General features: G+C 54.6%; 15 protein-coding genes. 4 read left to right on the top strand and 11 right to left on the bottom strand.

Translation table 11 applies throughout. The annotated features are described in order from the left end of the window. Nucleotides 1-150: 150 nt before the first annotated feature. Nucleotides 151-609, bottom strand: a complete 459-nt coding sequence (locus tag ACXAIA_RS07605; RefSeq protein WP_475348816.1) for an NUDIX hydrolase — start codon at nucleotides 607-609, stop codon at nucleotides 151-153. Next, a complete protein-coding gene (locus ACXAIA_RS07610; protein WP_475348817.1) occupies nucleotides 593-862 on the bottom strand; it encodes a hypothetical protein in 270 nt (89 codons plus the stop codon). Before ACXAIA_RS07610 ends, ACXAIA_RS07605 begins: the two co-directional genes overlap by 17 nt. Nucleotides 863-1064: 202 nt before the next feature. Here ACXAIA_RS07610 and ACXAIA_RS07615 point away from each other — a divergent pair, with 202 nt between their 5' ends. Further along, nucleotides 1065-1928, top strand: coding sequence for a DUF502 domain-containing protein (locus ACXAIA_RS07615; RefSeq protein ID WP_475348818.1), 864 nt, complete (start codon nucleotides 1065-1067; stop codon nucleotides 1926-1928). A 61-nt stretch (nucleotides 1929-1989) separates the two neighbouring features. Here ACXAIA_RS07615 and recG read toward each other — a convergent pair whose 3' ends face one another. Next, nucleotides 1990-4077, bottom strand: coding sequence for an ATP-dependent DNA helicase RecG (gene recG, locus ACXAIA_RS07620; RefSeq protein WP_475348819.1), 2088 nt, complete (start codon nucleotides 4075-4077; stop codon nucleotides 1990-1992). A 226-nt stretch (nucleotides 4078-4303) separates the two neighbouring features. On the opposite strand from recG, the gene ACXAIA_RS07625 reads away from it, so the two are divergent. Further along, nucleotides 4304-4576: an FAD assembly factor SdhE gene (locus ACXAIA_RS07625; protein ID WP_475348820.1), complete on the top strand. Its 273-nt coding sequence runs from the start codon at nucleotides 4304-4306 to the stop codon at nucleotides 4574-4576. A gap of 7 nt (nucleotides 4577-4583) precedes the next feature. After that, the gene (mfd, locus tag ACXAIA_RS07630; protein WP_475348821.1) at nucleotides 4584-8081 is read left to right on the top strand and encodes a transcription-repair coupling factor; all 3498 of its coding nucleotides are present in this window, start codon (nucleotides 4584-4586) and stop codon (nucleotides 8079-8081) included. Nucleotides 8082-8138: 57 nt separating this feature from the next. Here mfd and ACXAIA_RS07635 read toward each other — a convergent pair whose 3' ends face one another. The 8 genes from ACXAIA_RS07635 to ACXAIA_RS07670 all read right to left on the bottom strand — a co-directional run bounded on the left by ACXAIA_RS07635 (nucleotide 8139) and on the right by ACXAIA_RS07670 (nucleotide 15606). Further along, nucleotides 8139-8825 (bottom strand): DsbA family oxidoreductase, encoded by a 687-nt coding sequence (locus ACXAIA_RS07635; protein WP_475348822.1) that lies wholly within the window; start codon nucleotides 8823-8825, stop codon nucleotides 8139-8141. 6 nt (nucleotides 8826-8831) lie between these two features. After that, entirely contained in the window at nucleotides 8832-10055 is a 1224-nt protein-coding gene (locus ACXAIA_RS07640) for a phosphopentomutase (protein ID WP_475346029.1), read from the bottom strand. 59 nt (nucleotides 10056-10114) lie between these two features. Next, the gene (gene deoC, locus ACXAIA_RS07645) at nucleotides 10115-10948 is read right to left on the bottom strand and encodes a deoxyribose-phosphate aldolase (RefSeq protein WP_475348823.1); all 834 of its coding nucleotides are present in this window, start codon (nucleotides 10946-10948) and stop codon (nucleotides 10115-10117) included. 185 nt (nucleotides 10949-11133) lie between these two features. Continuing rightward, nucleotides 11134-12273: a succinylglutamate desuccinylase/aspartoacylase family protein gene (locus ACXAIA_RS07650; RefSeq protein WP_475348824.1), complete on the bottom strand. Its 1140-nt coding sequence runs from the start codon at nucleotides 12271-12273 to the stop codon at nucleotides 11134-11136. 116 nt (nucleotides 12274-12389) lie between these two features. After that, nucleotides 12390-13133 carry an ABC transporter permease gene (locus tag ACXAIA_RS07655; protein ID WP_475348825.1) on the bottom strand — a complete coding sequence of 248 codons (744 nt, stop codon included), beginning with the start codon at nucleotides 13131-13133 and terminating at the stop codon, nucleotides 12390-12392. A 3-nt stretch (nucleotides 13134-13136) separates the two neighbouring features. Then, entirely contained in the window at nucleotides 13137-13829 is a 693-nt protein-coding gene (locus tag ACXAIA_RS07660; RefSeq protein ID WP_475348826.1) for an ABC transporter permease, read from the bottom strand. A gap of 115 nt (nucleotides 13830-13944) precedes the next feature. Next, the gene (locus ACXAIA_RS07665; protein ID WP_475348827.1) at nucleotides 13945-14742 is read right to left on the bottom strand and encodes a transporter substrate-binding domain-containing protein; all 798 of its coding nucleotides are present in this window, start codon (nucleotides 14740-14742) and stop codon (nucleotides 13945-13947) included. 90 nt (nucleotides 14743-14832) lie between these two features. Further along, nucleotides 14833-15606 carry an ABC transporter ATP-binding protein gene (locus ACXAIA_RS07670; protein ID WP_475346023.1) on the bottom strand — a complete coding sequence of 258 codons (774 nt, stop codon included), beginning with the start codon at nucleotides 15604-15606 and terminating at the stop codon, nucleotides 14833-14835. Nucleotides 15607-16169: 563 nt separating this feature from the next. On the opposite strand from ACXAIA_RS07670, the gene ACXAIA_RS07675 reads away from it, so the two are divergent. Continuing rightward, entirely contained in the window at nucleotides 16170-17144 is a 975-nt protein-coding gene (locus ACXAIA_RS07675) for a TAXI family TRAP transporter solute-binding subunit (protein ID WP_475348828.1), read from the top strand. Nucleotides 17145-17235 lie beyond the last annotated feature (91 nt).

Below are 17235 nucleotides of genomic sequence, written 5' to 3' on the forward strand. Positions count from 1 at the left end.
CACGGATCCGGGAGCCTGCGTATACGCAGGCTCCCAAATGAAAAGAGGCACGAACATCATACCAAATGTTCGTGCCTCTCAATGTATAAGGCGGCATCCTTGGGGTGCCGCCTTTTTCATGCTATATCGCTTGAACGAAAATAGACGAGCTCAGCCTTTCGAAAGCACGTCGCGCGATTTGGCAATGATTTCGATGGTCTTGTTCCAAAGCGCGTATTTGGTGACTTCCTTGACATTGACCCACTTGGCATCGGCGGCATCACCGCCCAACGTGATGTCAGGATTAAGCGCCACCGCGACAAAATCGATCAGCGTGTAGTGATATTCGACCTTGTCATCGTCGTTGGTGGAAATCATGTCCACCGCATCGACAAGGATCGGGCTTGAAATCTTGATCCCGGTTTCTTCCAGAACCTCGCGGCAAACCGCGTCGCGGACGGTTTCACCAAGTTCCTGCGCACCACCCGGAAGGCTCCAGGTGCCAGCATGGGGTTCCTTACCGCGCTGGATCAAAAGAACATGGTCCTTGTGCCAGACAACGGCGCCGACACCGATAAGAGGTCGGGGCAAAAAGGTTCGCTGATCATCAAGTTCAGTAATCGTCATCATCTTCTTCCAAATCATCGTCCGGGTCAGGGACTTCATGCACGACCTTGCCGGTCATTTCCCGGGCCCGGATACCGGGGGTTCCAAGAAACTGTTCCTCGGACTCCGGATGGAGCGACATCACAAAATCCTGGGTCGGCGCATCACCGATGGCAAACTGCCGTGCGGTTTCATAATCAGGCGCGCGAACCTTGGCGGTTTTGATCCCGACCGAACCGTCATCATCGTAAATATATTCAACAATCCAGACCTGCAAAACGTCTCCACAACAATTCTGATCTGCAAATTACGGTTTGTTGGTTGCACCGCAAACTTGAATACTGCTATCACTTTAAGAAGCGGGAATAACCCGGCTTTAAGTCCCAGCTTCGCCATATTCTCACGTACAATGATCAAAAGCCAAAGACTAATCTTGCAGTTTTGGCTCTTGATATTTGGCTCTTTTGCACAGGTGGTCAATGAACGCCAAGCGCGACGACAGTAATGATCCGGAAAACAAGAGTTCGGATCATGTTATCCCAAGTCCGGGTATGTTTGCCCGGATAAGAGCCTATTTCCTGACCGGTGTGCTTGTCAGTGCACCTCTTGCAATTACCTTCGGGCTTGCCTGGTGGTTCATCGAGTTTGTCGACAGCAAGGTCATCCCGCTGATCCCGGCGCACTACAATCCGGAATCCTATCTTCCGGTCGGCTATGAAGATTACGGGATTCCCGGCTTTGGCCTTCTGGTCGTTATCGTTTTTATCACCGTTGTTGGCTGGTTCACCACCAACTTTGCCGGTCGAGCGTTAATTAAGCTTTACGAACGCATTCTTGGCCGCATCCCTGCAGTGCGCAGCATCTATGGCGCGGTAAAACAGATCCTTGAAACGGTTCTGGCCAACCAGTCCAATGCGTTCCGTCAGGCTGTCCTGCTGGAATATCCGCGTCGCGGCATGTGGGCGATCGGCTTTATCACCGGTGAGACGACGGGTGAGGTTCAGAACCTGACCGAAGACAAGGTGATCAATATCTTCCTGCCCACCACACCAAACCCGACCTCGGGCTTTTTGTTGTTCGTGCCCAAGCGTGATGTGGTGATCCTTGATATGACGGTCGAAGAAGCCATCAAGATGGTCATGTCGGGCGGCATCGTCACCCCGCCGGACCGTCGCCCGGAAGCAGAACGCAACCAGCCGCAGGTCTCAGCCAAAACCTACGAGGATGTCGATACCCTGCGCGAAAAGGAAAACGTTCCAATCCTGGTCTCGCGCGACATACCTGCACGGACAGAAAACAGTGACACGCAGCCAAAGGACGGCAAGACACCTGAAGACGCGTGATCACTGAACAACCTGCATGCTTTAGAAGAAAGGGGCGCATCAAAAGGTGCGCCCTTGTTTGTTATCCTGAGCGGAAATACCGAACCGCTTCGTCGCGTTCGAACAGATAGAGCAACAGCCGTAGCGCATCACCACGGGTCTTTTGTAGGTCCGGGTCACGTTCGACAATCAAACGCGCATCATCGCGTGCAATCGCCAACAGGTCGCCATGCAGTTCGAGATTGGCCAGCCGGTATTCCTGCAGGCCACTTTGACGTGTCCCCAAAACTTCCCCGGCGCCGCGAAGCTTCAGATCTTCTTCAGCGATAATGAAGCCGTCCTCGGTTTCACGCATGATCTTGAGGCGAGCCTTGGAAACTTGTCCAAGCGGGCTGCCATAGAGCAGCAAGCAGGTCGATGCCGCGTCACCACGTCCGATACGACCGCGCAGCTGGTGAAGCTGTGCCAGGCCAAAGCGTTCGGAGTGCTCGATCACCATAATGGTTGCTTCGGGCACATTCACCCCGACTTCGATCACGGTCGTCGCGACAAGGATGGAGGTATCGCCATGGGCGAACTTTTCCATGACTTCGTCCTTTTCCTTGCCCTTCATCTTGCCATGAACAAGGCCGACACGCTCCGGACCAAACAGCTCGGCCAATACCCGGTAGCGTTCCTCTGCCGCTTGCAGGTCCAAAACCTCTGAATCTTCGACCAGCGGGCACACCCAGTAAATCTTGGTGCCGCTGTGCATGGCACGTCCGATGCCCGAAATGACATCATCGACCTTATCAATCGGCAAGACACGGGTATCAACTGGTTTCCGACCGGGTGGCTTTTCATCAAGCCGCGAGACTTCCATATCTCCAAAGGCCGTCAAGGTCAGGGTGCGTGGAATAGGCGTTGCCGTCATGACCAGAACATCCACTGCCTGACCTTTGCCCGCCAGCATCAAGCGTTGATGCACGCCAAAGCGATGCTGTTCATCGACGACCGCAAAGGCCAGATCATGGAAGGTCACGTCGTCCTGAAACAGGGCATGTGTTCCGACGGCAATCTGGACTTCTCCATTGACAAAACCTTCCAGGGCGGTCTTGCGGGCTTTGCCCTTGTCACGGCCGGTCAGAATGGCGCATTTAATACCGATTTGCTCAAGCAGTGGTGAAATGGTTTCAAAATGCTGCCGGGCAAGGATTTCAGTTGGCGCCATCAGGGCTGCCTGACGACCACATTCGACCGCATTCAGCATCGCCATCAGGGCAACCACGGTTTTTCCCGACCCGACGTCCCCTTGCAGCAAGCGCAGCATGCGGCCCTCGCTTGCCATATCGTCATAGATATCACCAAGCGCGCGCTGCTGCGCACCGGTCATGGCAAAGGGCAGGTGATTGCCAAGCGCATCGCGCAAGTGTCCATCGCCTTTGGTCACACGACCGCCCAGTTTGCGCATCTTGGAACGGATCAATGTCAGGGCCAGCTGGTTGGCCAGTAATTCATCATAGGCAAGGCGTTTGCGCGCCGGATGATCGGGTGACAGGTCGGTTTCGTCCTGCGGATTGTGAACCGTATACAGTGCCGTCTTCAAATCCGGCCATTTGTGGCGATCAACCAAGGCCGGATCATGCCATTCCGGCAAATCGGGCAGCGTTTCTAGCGCTGCGCGCACCGCCTTGGTCAGCGTCTTGCCCGTCACTCCGGCAGACATCGGATAGACCGGCTCGACCGTCTGGATTTCAGAACGTTCTTCCTCTGTCCCGATGCGATCGGGATGGGTGATCTGATATTCCCCGCGATAATGATCAATCTTGCCTGAAACAATGCGCTTTTCACCCACCGGCAAGATATCATTCAGGTACTTTGCCCGCGCATTGAAAAATGCCAGAACCAGCGTGCCGCTTTGGGTTTTGCAAATCACACGATACGGACGGCGCCGATTGGGCGCGGGATCATGCCGTTCCACCCAGACATCCATGGTTACGACCGAACCGTCAATGGTGTCAGAAAGGTCCGGCGAAAACCGGCGATCAATGATGCCAGATGGCAAATGCCACAGCAGATCTGCCACATGTTCCCCACCGATCAGGCGCGCCACCAACGGTTTAAGGCGCGGTCCGATACCGGCCAGCGTGTCGATTTCAGCAAAAAGCGGGAACAGAATTTCCGGGCGCATGACGGTTTTCGTTGAAACTTTCGATGAGAACGTTAATAGAACAATTGCGTTTATGGCACGGGTATACAACAAAACTATCCCGCCACAACCTTCAAGTCATCATTTGATGCAAAATGACCCGATCACGGCATGGACCCGTAGGAAAATTTGCCGTACAAACCATGCCACAGAACAGGCTGCAGTCGCCGCCCGCCAGGCACTGCCGAGGAAGTCAGGAGATCGTATAATGAGCGACACCGTATCGGACCTTGAAATGCGCCGTAAAAAGCTGCTGTTCCGGGGAAGTCACCGTGGCACCAAGGAGAACGATATCCTGATGGGCCGTTTCATGGACAAGCATCTTGCGACCTTGACCGAAGAGCAGCTTGATACATTTGAAACCCTGATCAACGAAGTTCCGGATGCCGATTTCTTCAAATGGGCCACCGGCAAGGAAGAAGCACCCGCGCCGTATGACACCGATGTCCTGCGCATGATCCGTGCGCTTAGCAACGCCTGACAAGACATTGAACAAGCTTAAAGAAATCATATCGACCAATGGTCGCAAACGGGTCGGCGGGGTGCCTGAAGGTGCCGACGCCCTGATCCTGCGCGAGTTACTTGAGAGTGCTGGCAAGAACAAAACCGTTCTTCACATCGCACGCGATGACAAGCGCATGGCCCAGTTGGCCGAGGCACTGCAATTCTTTGCCGGTGAAATTGAAGTCCTGACCCTGCCTGCTTGGGACTGCCTGCCATATGACCGGGTATCGCCGATTTCCGAAGTAACGGCACGTCGCGTTGAAACGCTGACGACCCTTGCCGATGGGGTGGAATCTACGAACGGAAACGGACGTATTGTCCTGACAACCGCGGCATCGGCCATTCAGCGCGTCCCGACGGTTGATGTGATGCGCAAGGGCAAGCTGGCCTTCAAGGCCGGCAGTGAATATGACCGTGCTGAACTGACCGCCTATTTCGAACGGATGGGCTATAATCGCGCCGAACAGGTGATGGAACCGGGCGACTATGCGGTTCGCGGTGACATTGTCGATATCTTTGCGCCGGGCATGAAAGAGCCGGTGCGTCTTGATTTCTTTGGCGACGAGATTGAAAGCATCCGACGCTTTGACGTCGAAACCCAGCGCACAGTCGGCAAGATCAAGGAAATCGCCCTTTTGCCCGTGGGTGAGGTCTATCTTGATCCGGACAGCATTTCGCGTTTCCGCAGCGGCTATCGCGAGCTGTTCGGCGCGGTGTCACAGACCGATCCACTGTATGAGTCAATTTCCAACGGCCTGAAATATGGCGGGATGGAACACTGGTTGCCGCTTTTCCATGATGGGCTCGACACCATCTTTGCCTATTTGCCAGACACCATCGTCAGCCTTGATTATCAGTATGGCGAAGTGATCGAAAACCGCCTTGAGATGATTGATGATTATTATCAGGCGCGTCTGAACATCAAGGGTGGTGGGCTTTCGGGCGATAACGTTTACAAACCGGTCCCGCCAGAACGGCTTTACCTTGATCAGGCAGAGTTCGACCGCATGGTGTCGGACCGCCCGGTTCTGGAATTTTCGCCGTATTACGATGATGAAAACCCGGAGCGCGGCATCTTTGACCTGGGTGCGCGGGCAGGGCGCGATTTTGGTGATATCCGCGCCCGTGCGGACGTCAATCTCTATGACGAACTGCGTGAATTCATAACGACGCAACGTGGCAAGGAAAATCAGGTTGTCATCGCGGCCTATTCCGACGGATCGCGTGATCGTATGGTTTCGCTGCTGCGTGAACATGGTGTGGGCAAAGTCGTGCCTTGCGAATGCTGGGAAGACATCGCCGATGATCTGACCCATGAGCATGTCGGCGTGGTCATCCTTGATATCGAACGCGGTTTCCGGCGCAAGGGCCTGTGGCTCGTTACCGAACAGGATATCCTTGGCGATCGCATGAGCCGCCCGGGCGGACGTCGTCGCAAGGCCGATAACTTCCTGCGCGAAGCATCCGAAATTGCCGAAGGTGACCTTGTGGTTCACCTTGAACACGGTATCGGGCGTTATCTAGGCCTCAAAACCGTTACGGCCGGTGGCGCGCCACATGACTGTCTTGAACTTGAATATGACGGCGGCGACAAGCTGTTTGTCCCGGTCGAAAATATCGAGGTGTTGTCACGCTATGGCTCGGACGAGGGCGTCTCGATCCTTGATAAGCTGGGCGGTGTTGCCTGGCAGGCGCGTAAGGCCAAGCTGCGCGAGCGCATCCGCGACATGGCGGGCAAGCTGATCAAGGTTGCCGCCGAACGCCACCTTCGCAAGGGCGCAACGCTTCAGGCACCCGAAGGGGCCTATGACGAATTCTGCGCGGGGTTCCCGTTTGCCGAAACCGAAGATCAGGCCCGCGCGATCCGCGATACGCTTGATGACCTGTCGGCTGGCAAGCCAATGGACCGTCTTGTTTGTGGTGATGTCGGCTTTGGCAAGACAGAAGTCGCCATGCGCGCGGCCTTCGCCGCCGTAATGTCGGGCAAGCAGGTTGCTGTGGTGGCGCCAACGACGCTTTTGTGTCGTCAGCATTACTTGAACTTCAAGGAACGCTTTGAAGGTCTGCCGGTTCGGGTCGAACAACTTTCGCGCCTTGTCACGGGCAAGAATGCCAAACTGGTCAAGGAGAACATCGAAAGCGGCCATGTTGATATCGTCTGTGGCACTCATGCGCTGTTGGGCACTGGCGTGCATTTCAAGGACCTCGGCCTTCTGATCGTTGATGAAGAACAGCATTTCGGTGTGAAGCACAAGGAACGGCTCAAGGAGCTGAAATCCGATGTGCATGTTCTGACCCTGACGGCGACGCCAATTCCGCGAACCTTGCAGTTGGCGCTGACCGGGGTAAAGGAACTTTCGATCATTGCGACACCACCGGTCGACCGTTTGGCGGTTCGGACCTATATCACGCCTTATGACCCGGTGGTCGTGCGCGAGGCCATCTTGCGCGAACGCCATCGTGGCGGGCAGATTTTCTATGTCTGCCCAAGGGTCAATGAATTGGGTCGGGTGGCCAAGGAACTTGAAAACCTTGTGCCTGAAATCAAGTTTGACGTTGCCCATGGTCAGATGAGCGCACGTGACCTTGAACAGGTCATGACAGACTTTACCGACCGGAAGTTTGATCTGCTGTTGGCAACCAACATCATTGAATCCGGTATTGATGTCCCCAACGCCAACACCATGATCATCCACCGGGCCGATATGTTTGGCTTGGCACAGCTTTATCAGCTGCGTGGGCGTATCGGGCGATCCAAACAGCGTGCCTATGCCTATCTGACCTTGCCAAACGGCAAGAAGCTGACGGCAACGGCACTCAAGCGCCTCGAAGTCATGCAGACGCTTGATAGCTTGGGGGCTGGTTTCAATCTGGCGAGCCACGATCTTGATATTCGCGGGGCAGGGAACCTGTTGGGCGAAGAACAATCCGGTCACATCAAGGAAGTCGGGATCGAGCTGTATCAGCAGATGATCGAAGAAGCCGTGGCCGAGGCCAAGGGCGAGATCGATGCATCCGAAGAAGCAAGCTTTGTTCCGCAGATCAATATCGGCATGCCGGTCCTGATCCCGGACCGTTATGTGCCGGATCTCGGTGTGCGGCTTGGTCTTTATCGCCGGATCTCGGAACTGAGATCGCGGGAAGAAGTTGACCAGTTCGCGGCCGAGATGATCGACCGTTTCGGCAAGCTGCCCAAGGAGGTCGCAAACCTTCTGGACGTTGTCACCATCAAACAATGGTGCCGTGTTGCCAATATCGAAAAGCTTGATGCCGGTCCGAAAGGTGCCTTGATCACGCTGCGGAATAACGAGTTCCCGAACCCGGCCGGACTGATTGGCTTTATCCAGCAACAGGTAGGTGTCGCGCGCCTGCGCCCGGATCACAAGATGGTCTATTCCGCTGGCTGGGACGGCCCAACCGACCGGCTTGAGGGGCTTAAACGGCTGATGAAACGGCTGTCGGATATCGCAGTCGCGACATAAAGAAAAGGCGGGTAACATATTGTTATCCCGCCTTTCTTTTTACTTTTTTCGCGACATTTATACCGGAATTTCTTCCTGTCGGGCCAACCGGATCATGCGTTGAAGGATGTCTGGTTCCTGCGCACCCGAAAGGGCGTGACGACTATTGAACAGGAAGCATGGAACACCGGTTACGCCCATCTGATGGGCAACCCGGTTTTCCTGACCGACAAATTCCCGGTCCATGTCACCGGCCAGATATTCAAGGATTTCATTTCGGTCCTCGCCATGCCGGACAGCGATATCGGCCAAAAGTTCCTGATCACCGATATCCTGACCTTCCAGGAAATAGGCGACAAACAGGTCTTCGACCAAGTCATTGCCCACGGCGGGGCGTTCGGCACAGACCTTGTAGATCAGACGATGAGAGTCCGTTGAATCCGGGGTGACTTTGATCTTATCAAATTTGAACGGAATACCAACAGCTGCACCCGCATCCTCGATCGCCTTGTAAACCCGTTCGGCACTTTCGGAGCCGCCGAATTTGGCTGACAGATAGAGTTTGCGATCAATACCGCCGCTTGGCATATCGGGGTTCAGCAGAAAGGGGCGCCAGTGAATGATCAGGTTATCAAGTTTTTCACGCGCCAACGCCTTTTCAAGGCGCTTTTTGCCGATATAGCACCACGGACAAATCGTATCGACAATCGCCTCGATCCTGATCGGCGAATTTGAAGGTTCACTTTGTCCGAACTGCCAGTTCATTCCACATTATCCATTCAAAAAGGACGTTCCGGCGGCCAGCGGCGCAATCCCGAGATGGTCGGCAACCGTTTGCCCGATATCGGCAAAGGTTTCGCGCATTCCGAACGGACCGGGCGCAATGGCGGGGCCAAATGCCAGGATCGGTACAAATTCGCGCGTATGGTCATTGCCACGCCAGGTCGGATCACATCCATGATCGGCCGTAATGATCACCAGATCGCCGGGCTGAAGGGCTGCGCGCAGCTCAGGAATACGTTTATCAAATTCCTCAAGCGCGTTGGCATACCCGGCCACATCGCGACGGTGACCGAATTCCATGTCGAAGTCCACCAGGTTGGTGAACACAATGCTGTTATCCGGAGCTTCGGCAATCTCGTTCATCATGGCATCAAACAGTGCCATATTCCCCGATGCCTTGACCTTTTTGGCAATCCCGCGATGGGCATAAATATCGGCAATTTTACCCACAGAAATCACCTTGCCACCGGCATCGCTGAAATGATCGAGCAGCGTCGGCTTGGGCGGCGGCACGGCAAGATCGCGCCGGTTTGAGGTCCGCTTGAAATCGGCCGGCGTTTCACCGACGAACGGACGGGCAATCACACGCCCGATATTGTATGGCTCCACCAGTTTGAAGGCGGTCTCACAAACCTCATACAGACGGTCCAGACCAAAATGTTCCTCATGGGCAGCGATCTGAAACACGCTATCGGCCGAGGTATAGCAAATCGGCTTGCCGGTTTTGATGTGTTCTTCGCCAAGCTCGGCAATGATGGTCGTGCCCGATGCATGACAGTTGCCAAGAATACCGGGCAGTTTAGCCTGTGCAATCAGGGCATCGGTCAGTTCGGCCGGGAAGGTCGGAACAGAAAGGGGGAAATAGCCCCAATCGAAATCGACCGGCACACCGGCGATTTCCCAATGACCGCTTGGCGTATCCTTACCGCGTGAGATTTCCTTGGCATGACCAAAAGCACCAATCATCGCGCCGCCATGATCAAGCCCGGGAGGCACGCGCCCCGTGGCATCCTTGGCGGCTTCACCAAGACCAAGTGCAACCATGTTCGGCACATTGAGTGGCCCGCTGCGCTTGTCGCTATCCGCAAGGCCCTTGGCGCATTGTTCTGCGATATGACCAAGGGTATCGGAGCCCTGATCGCCGAATTTTGCTGCGTCCGGTGCCGAACCGATCCCGAAACTGTCCGCCACGATAATGATGGCACGTGCCATTGATGTCTTCCTTCAAACCTGATGCGGGCAATGTGATCACCCGCAGATAGTTATAAATTCTAGTAGTTGCCAGTCGCGGCCGGCGCATCGCCCGGTTTCACGCCACAGGTTTCAAGCAATGCGGTTAAAACGCCACTGGCCCCGAAACGGAAGGTTTCCGGTGTTGCCCAGCCATCGCCCATGATGTAATCGGCAATCGCAAGATAAAGAGCCGCGTCAGCAGTCGTTTTCACCCCACCTGACGCCTTGAAACCGGCATCAATGCCGTCCTCGTCACGCGCATCACGAAGCGCGGTCAGCATGGCAACCGCGGCTTCCGGCGTTGCACCAACCGAAACCTTGCCGGTCGATGTTTTGGCAAAATTCGCACCATGCTTGATGGCAAGGCGGGCGGCTTCATAAAGCTTGGCAAGGTCATTAAACTCGCCGCTTTCAAGGATGACTTTCATGGTAGTCATGGTGCCGCACGCCATGCGGGTCGCATCCACAACCTCGGTCGCAGTCGCAACGTCGCCCTCCAGAAACGCCTTGTAGGGGAAGACAAGGTCAATCTCGTCGGCACCCTTGGAAACGCAATTGGCGGTCTCGTCGCCAACGCGCTGCGCATTGGTGCCCCCTTCGGGGAAGTTCACCACGGTTGCGGTTTTGACACCAGACTGGCCCAATGCCCGCCATGAGGTTTTGATAAACGGTGCATAGACACAAACAGCCGCCGTATTGCCGACCGGGGTTTGTGCACGCTTGCAAAGCGCTTCGATGACCTGTTCGTCGTCATCATCATTCAGGCTGGTCAGATCCAGAACAGAAATGGCGCGACGGGCCGTATCGGCATCTGCCACAGCCTTGTCCTTTGCAGCAGAAATCACTTCTGAAACGGTATTTGGATCAAACATCAAACATTCCTTATAATGCACCGGCAATCTGGATGGTGCAGTTAGTCCATCAAAGCGTTCGATGCCATGGGACACGAACGCGAAAGACGGATCAATCAGCTGCCCTGAAAGGTATCCAACCTTCACCCGGCAATCAATCGATCCGTCTCAAAACACAGTTTCAATCAGAACACGGGAAAGCTGCGTTACTTGGACAACAAAAGTTGTCCTTCACGCCCCTCAAGCGGCGTATCCCCAGCGACCGAGCACAGATAGCCGCCCGGGACGATCAGACGGATGCCAATACGCGAATACAAAACACCATCCGTCCGGCTCGAAAACGGCGTTTTTTCACCCGTTTCACAGTCAAGAACGTAGCCCAGTTCCTGACCCGCTTTGACCTTTGCACCGGCTTCCACGCCAAATACCACCATGCCGCCCTGCGGCGCCATGACACGATCAACGCCCGAAAGCGGCGTTGCGTCGCATTTGGCTTCGGGCAGGGGCCCTGGGTCGCCCGCCACCAGACCACGGCGTTGCAGGAACTTGAACATGTTTTCGGCGTCTTTGATCGCATATTCGTCATAGACGTCACGATCACCGCGCAGCTCAATCGTGGTGGCCAGGGTCGCCATCGGGATCGGGAAGCTGTCGCCATAGGCACGGCGCAGTTCGACCCACGGACGGCTGAACGCCTCGTCAAACGGGTTATCACCACTGATTTCCGCGATCAAGCTGCATTCCGATCCGATCTGTGCCGAAAGGTCGGCCGCATCGGGCCAATTATGGTCGCTGATGTAAAGATGCATCGGCGCTTCCCAGTCACAATGCAAATCCATCACATAGTCTGCATCAATCGCAAGTTCGGCGAGTGTCAGCCGCAAATCCTGCAGATCGGTCAGCGGGCTGACGTCCTTGCGGTGTTCCTTGATCAGGCGGCGCAATTCGGCCCGGATCAGGGAAACGTTGGCATCTGCATCCTGACCCAGTTTTCCGGCAACCGCATCAATCAGTGCCGCACTCAAGTCCGGATAATGCCGGTTAAAGTTCTGGCCGCTGCGCAGCTCAAACCGGCCAAGCGGCTTCATATCGACATATTGGGTAAAGCCGATCGGGTTGGCAAACGGCACGATAACGATTTCACCGGTAATCTCGCCCTTGGCATCGGCCTGTTTCAAAAGGGATTCAAGGTGATGCAGGGTAATCACGCCGGGCAATTCATCGGCATGCAAAGCCGCCTGAAAATAGGCCTTTGGGCCTTGGCCGGGTTTGCCATAGCAACGCACGGTCAGGGCGCGTGATGTGCCCATTTGCGGGCGGACGAGTTCAATGCGTTCTTCTTGCATTTCGAAATCCTGAAAGATGGGGATGTGGGGCAAAACAACCCGGCTGGATCAGGATCTCCAACCAATAAGGTTGGATATTTCCGTCTCCAAAGGCCGGGTTTGATATGGGTATTCGATCAGGCAGATACTGCTTTGGCTTTACCTGATTTTGGTTCCTTGCGCACTTCGCTACGACGCAAATAACGTTCGATCCCTTTGAAGCCAAAGGTCAGGGTATAGACGATAATCAGATAGATCACACCGGCCGAAATGAACGCTTCGTAGGGAAGGGCGGTACGGGCAACAATTTTACGTGCAGCACCGGTCAGCTCCATCATGGTGACGGTGGACGCCAACGACGTCGCCTTCAACGTAAAAATCACATCGTTGGTGTAGGCAGGCCAGATCATCTGCCACATGCGCGGGAAAATGATGCGGCGATAAGTGATCCAGGGCGACATGCCACAAGCGCGTGCCGCTTCCAGCTCGCCATTCGGCACGTTCTGAATGCCACCACGCATGATTTCCGCGACGTAAGCCGCTGTGTTCAGAACGAATGTCAGCAGGCAATACCAATATGGATCGCGCAAATAAGTCCAGGTCCAGTGGTCCTGAATGCCATCAATGTTCGCGATCAGCTGCCCGACGCCATAATACATCATGAACAGCTGCCCGATCAGAGGCGTGCCACGGAACACGTAAATGAACGCAAAGGGCAGGGCCTGTATCCAGACCTTTTTCGAGACACGCGCAACGGCGAGCGGAATGGCAAGCAGGGTCCCCAGCGTGACCGAAATCACCAGCAATTCAATGGTCAGCAGGAACCCGCGCCACAGCCAGGTATCATATTTGCCGAGAACATATATGAGATCTTCAAACATCTGCTACGCCCTCGCCACACCGCGGGCCGCCCGCTTTTCAAGATAGTTGAAGACCAGCAACGAAACCGTTGTAAATGAAAGAAACATCAGCATCGCTACCAGATAGAAAGTGAACGGCGCCTTTTCCGTCCCGGCACCGATGGCGGCTTTGCGCATGATCTCTTCGACGCCGACGACCGAAATAAGCGCAGTGTCCTTGATCAGGACCTGAAACAGATTATTCAAGCCCGGCAGGGCAAAGCGCCACAGCTGTGGCAGCTTGATGTGCATGAAAATCTGCATCGGCGTCATGCCACAGGCGGTTGCCGCTTCGATCTGACCAATCGGGATCGACTGCATCGCCGCACGGAAAACTTCGGATGCAAATGCACCCTGAACCAGGGCCAGGGCCGCAACCCCTGACCAGAAGGCCGGAATATCAACACGGGTTTCCTCGCCGGAAATAAGCTCGGCAAGGCCTTGGACGGCCATTGTGCCGCCGAAATAAATCAACAAAATAACAAGAAGCTCGGGAATGCCACGAATAAGAACGGTATAGCTTTCCCCGATCACACGCAGTGTGCGATAACGCGACAGCTTTGCAGACGCGCCCAACAAACCAATAACAATCATGAATGGCAGGACGGTCAGGCAAAGCTGAACTGTCACCAGTCCCCCTTCAAGCATCTGCCAGCCGCGGCCGTATAAATCGAGCATGGTATCTCCAGCTTTCCTTGATGCTGCGCGTGACTGTCACCCCTGACTTACAAACAACGCACAACAATAAGGGAAGGGCGGCGAACAGTTCGCCGCCCCAGATGCCTCAGGCAGATCAATTCGGATGCAGATCGATCGCCGGGAAGTATTTCTTGTTCAGTTCGTCGTAAGAACCGTTTTCAAGCATTTCAGCCAGGGCCTTGTTGAAGATTTCCTTCAGGTCCTGGTCTTCCTTGCGGATACCGATGCCGGCACCTTCGCCGAACCATTCGCTCGGTGCGAACTGGTTGGAAACGAAGCCATAGCCTTCGCCTTCTTCCGAGTTAACCCAAGCTTCGAGGGTACCGGAGTCAGCAAGGGTTGCATCGATACGGCCAGCGGTCAGGTCAAGCAGGGCTTCGTCCTGGGTGCCGTACATGCGGATTTCGATATCCATGAAGTTGTCTTCAAGGAAGTTGGCGTGCGTGGTCGAACGCTGAACACCAACAACCATGCCATCAAGAGCGTCTTCAATGACTTCGCCGTCTTTGTAGGCGGTGATGCTCATGCCGTCTTTACCAACGAACACCGCCGGGGTGTTGCTGTAATAATCGGAGAAGTCGATGGAACGCTTGCGCTCTTCGGTGATCGACATCTGCGCGATGATCGCGTCATATTTTTTGGCCAGAAGACCCGGGATCATGCCGTCCCAGTCCTGTGCAACGATTTCGCACTCAACATTTGCGGTTTCGCAAAGCTTGTTGGTGAAATCAACGTCGAAACCGATGAGGTTGCCATTGTCGTCCATCATGTTGAACGGAGGGTAGGCACCCTCGGTCGCAACAACGACTTTATCCCAATCAGCACTTGCTGCCGAAGCGCTCAGTGCAACGCCAACTGCTGCGGCAGATGCAACCTTGATCCAGTTTTTCATTCATAGTCTCCCTTGTTGATTGGAACGGAGCGTGCACCACGGCACTCCCATTCTTAAGACCAAGGCACACCAGGCCCTGGTCTGCCCAGATCAGAAATCGCGCTGAAGAAACTGCTTCATGCGTTCCGATTTTGGATTCTCGAAAACATCAGTCGGATTGCCGAATTCCTCGACACGTCCCTGATGCAAATACATGACATGGCTAGAAACGCCGCGGGCAAAGCCCATCTCATGGGTTACCACCAACATCGTGCGGCCTTCTTCGGCAAGATCGGTCATAACGCGAAGAACTTCACCGACCAGTTCCGGATCAAGCGCCGAGGTCGGCTCGTCAAACAGCAAAACGTCCGGTGAAATGGCAAGCGCACGGGCAATGGCGGCACGTTGCTGCTGGCCGCCGGACACATGACCGGGATAATAATCCCGACGTTCATACATCCCGACCTTTTGGAGCAACGCATCGGCGCGCTCGATCGCTTCTTTACGGGGCACCCCCAGAACATGGACCGGTGCTTCGATCACGTTCTCAAGAATGGTCAGATGGCTCCAGAGATTAAAGCTCTGAAAGACCATGGCAAGCTTGGTGCGGATACGTTGAAGCTGCTTTTTGTCGGCGGCTTCCTGTGAACCGTCCTTGAGCGTCTTCATGCGGATCAGTTCACCTTTGACGTGAACTTCGCCAGCATTTGGCGTTTCAAGCAGGTTGATGCATCTCAGAAACGTACTTTTGCCCGATCCGGACGAACCAATAATCGAAATCACGTCCCCGGTGTTGGCCGTGAGGTCAATTCCTTTGAGAACTTCATGCTCCCCAAAGCTTTTGAACATCCCTTCGACCTGCAGGGCGGGTATGTCTGTGCTCATATCGAGTTTAAATAATCCCTGTTGAGAGTCTTATATTCTTCGTTCGTCTTAGCACCTGAAAACAGATGCTCCCCCACAAGACACGCCAAAGCGCCTCTCATTCCGTCAATAATTGCCTGTCCAACGAGAGCATTTCCACTGATATTTTGCAGTTTTATGAAGAAAACTGCGGTTTCAGACGGTTAGACATCACCATTAACGACCGCATTGCACAAATCGTGCAGCAGTAAGGGATTTTACGCAATAAAAAACTACAGCCTTTTTTCGCACTAAGCCGGGAGTCCATGAAAACACCTGATATCGAGGACGAAGGATTCCATCGGCGCCGAGTAATACCTTGTGACTTGAATAGTAAATCGCGAACGGATCATGCGTTGAATACCGGCACTGCAAACGCCGTCCTTGCGACTAAAGTAGAATAATACGAGAGATCGACATCACTATGAAATTTCACCGTTTTCGGTATTGATTAAGAACCACATTGCCATCAACCTCGAGTTTCCCCATATGAGGAAATGACTTGTGGCGAACTCTCACAAAATACCGATAAACGGAGGAAATTAATGAAACGCGCATTATTTGCAGGGATGGCGGTCGCGTTCGCGTTCGGGAGCACGGCTGCCGTGGCACAGGATCGTGACGGCTGGCCTGAAAGCTTCACCGTCGGCACCGCGTCTCAGGGCGGGACCTATTTTGCATACGGTTCTGGCTGGGCCAACCTTGTGGCTGAAGAACTCGGCATCTCGGGTGGCGGCGAAGTCACCGGTGGTCCGATGCAGAACATGGCCCTTGTGCATACCGGCGAAGCTGCCTTTGGCATGACGACCATGGGCCCGGCGGCTGAATCGCTTGCGGGGACCAACCCAATTGCACCGGGACTGCAGATGACCAATGCATGTGCAATGTTCCCGATGTATCAGACCCCGTTCTCGATCACTGCACTGTCGTCTTCTGGCATCGGCTCGGTTGCCGATATTCCGGCAGGGGCAAAGATCGGCTTCGGACCGGCTGGTTCGACGTCCGACACCTACTTCCCGCGTATGCTTGAAGAACTCGGTGTTGATTTCGAACGCCGCAATGGCGGTTGGTCTGACCTTGGTGGTCAGTTGCAGGATGGTCTGCTTGACGTGATCGCGTTCGCGGCAGGCGTTCCGGTTCCGGCTGTTAGCCAGCTGGAAGTTCAGACCGATGTGAACATCATCGAGTTCACCGAAGATGAACAGAAACAGATCATGGATGCCTTCCCGGTATCCGAGTTCGACATTTCTGCAGACACCTACACGACGCTGACCGAAGCAGCACGCTCGGTTTCGATGTGGAACTTTGCGATCGCCAACTGCGATCTTCCGGAAAGCTTTGTTTATGCCGTCACTGACGTTGTGATGTCTGACAATGATCGGATGGTTTCGATCCACCGTGCAGCCCGTTCGACTGTTCCGGGTAACTGGGACAAGAACAAGGTCATGAAGTGGCACCCGGGTGCTGCGAAGTGGTTCAACGAGAATGGTGCATCCATTCCGGCAGACATGATCAACTGATCTCTGTTTACAAAACATTTGAAAGGCGGACTGTCCTTATGGACGGTCCGCCATATTTCGATTACCAGCTTGCCTGTGGCCAAAAACAATC

The sequence above is a fragment of the Thalassospira sp. ABL2_045 genome, from assembly GCF_056161285.1.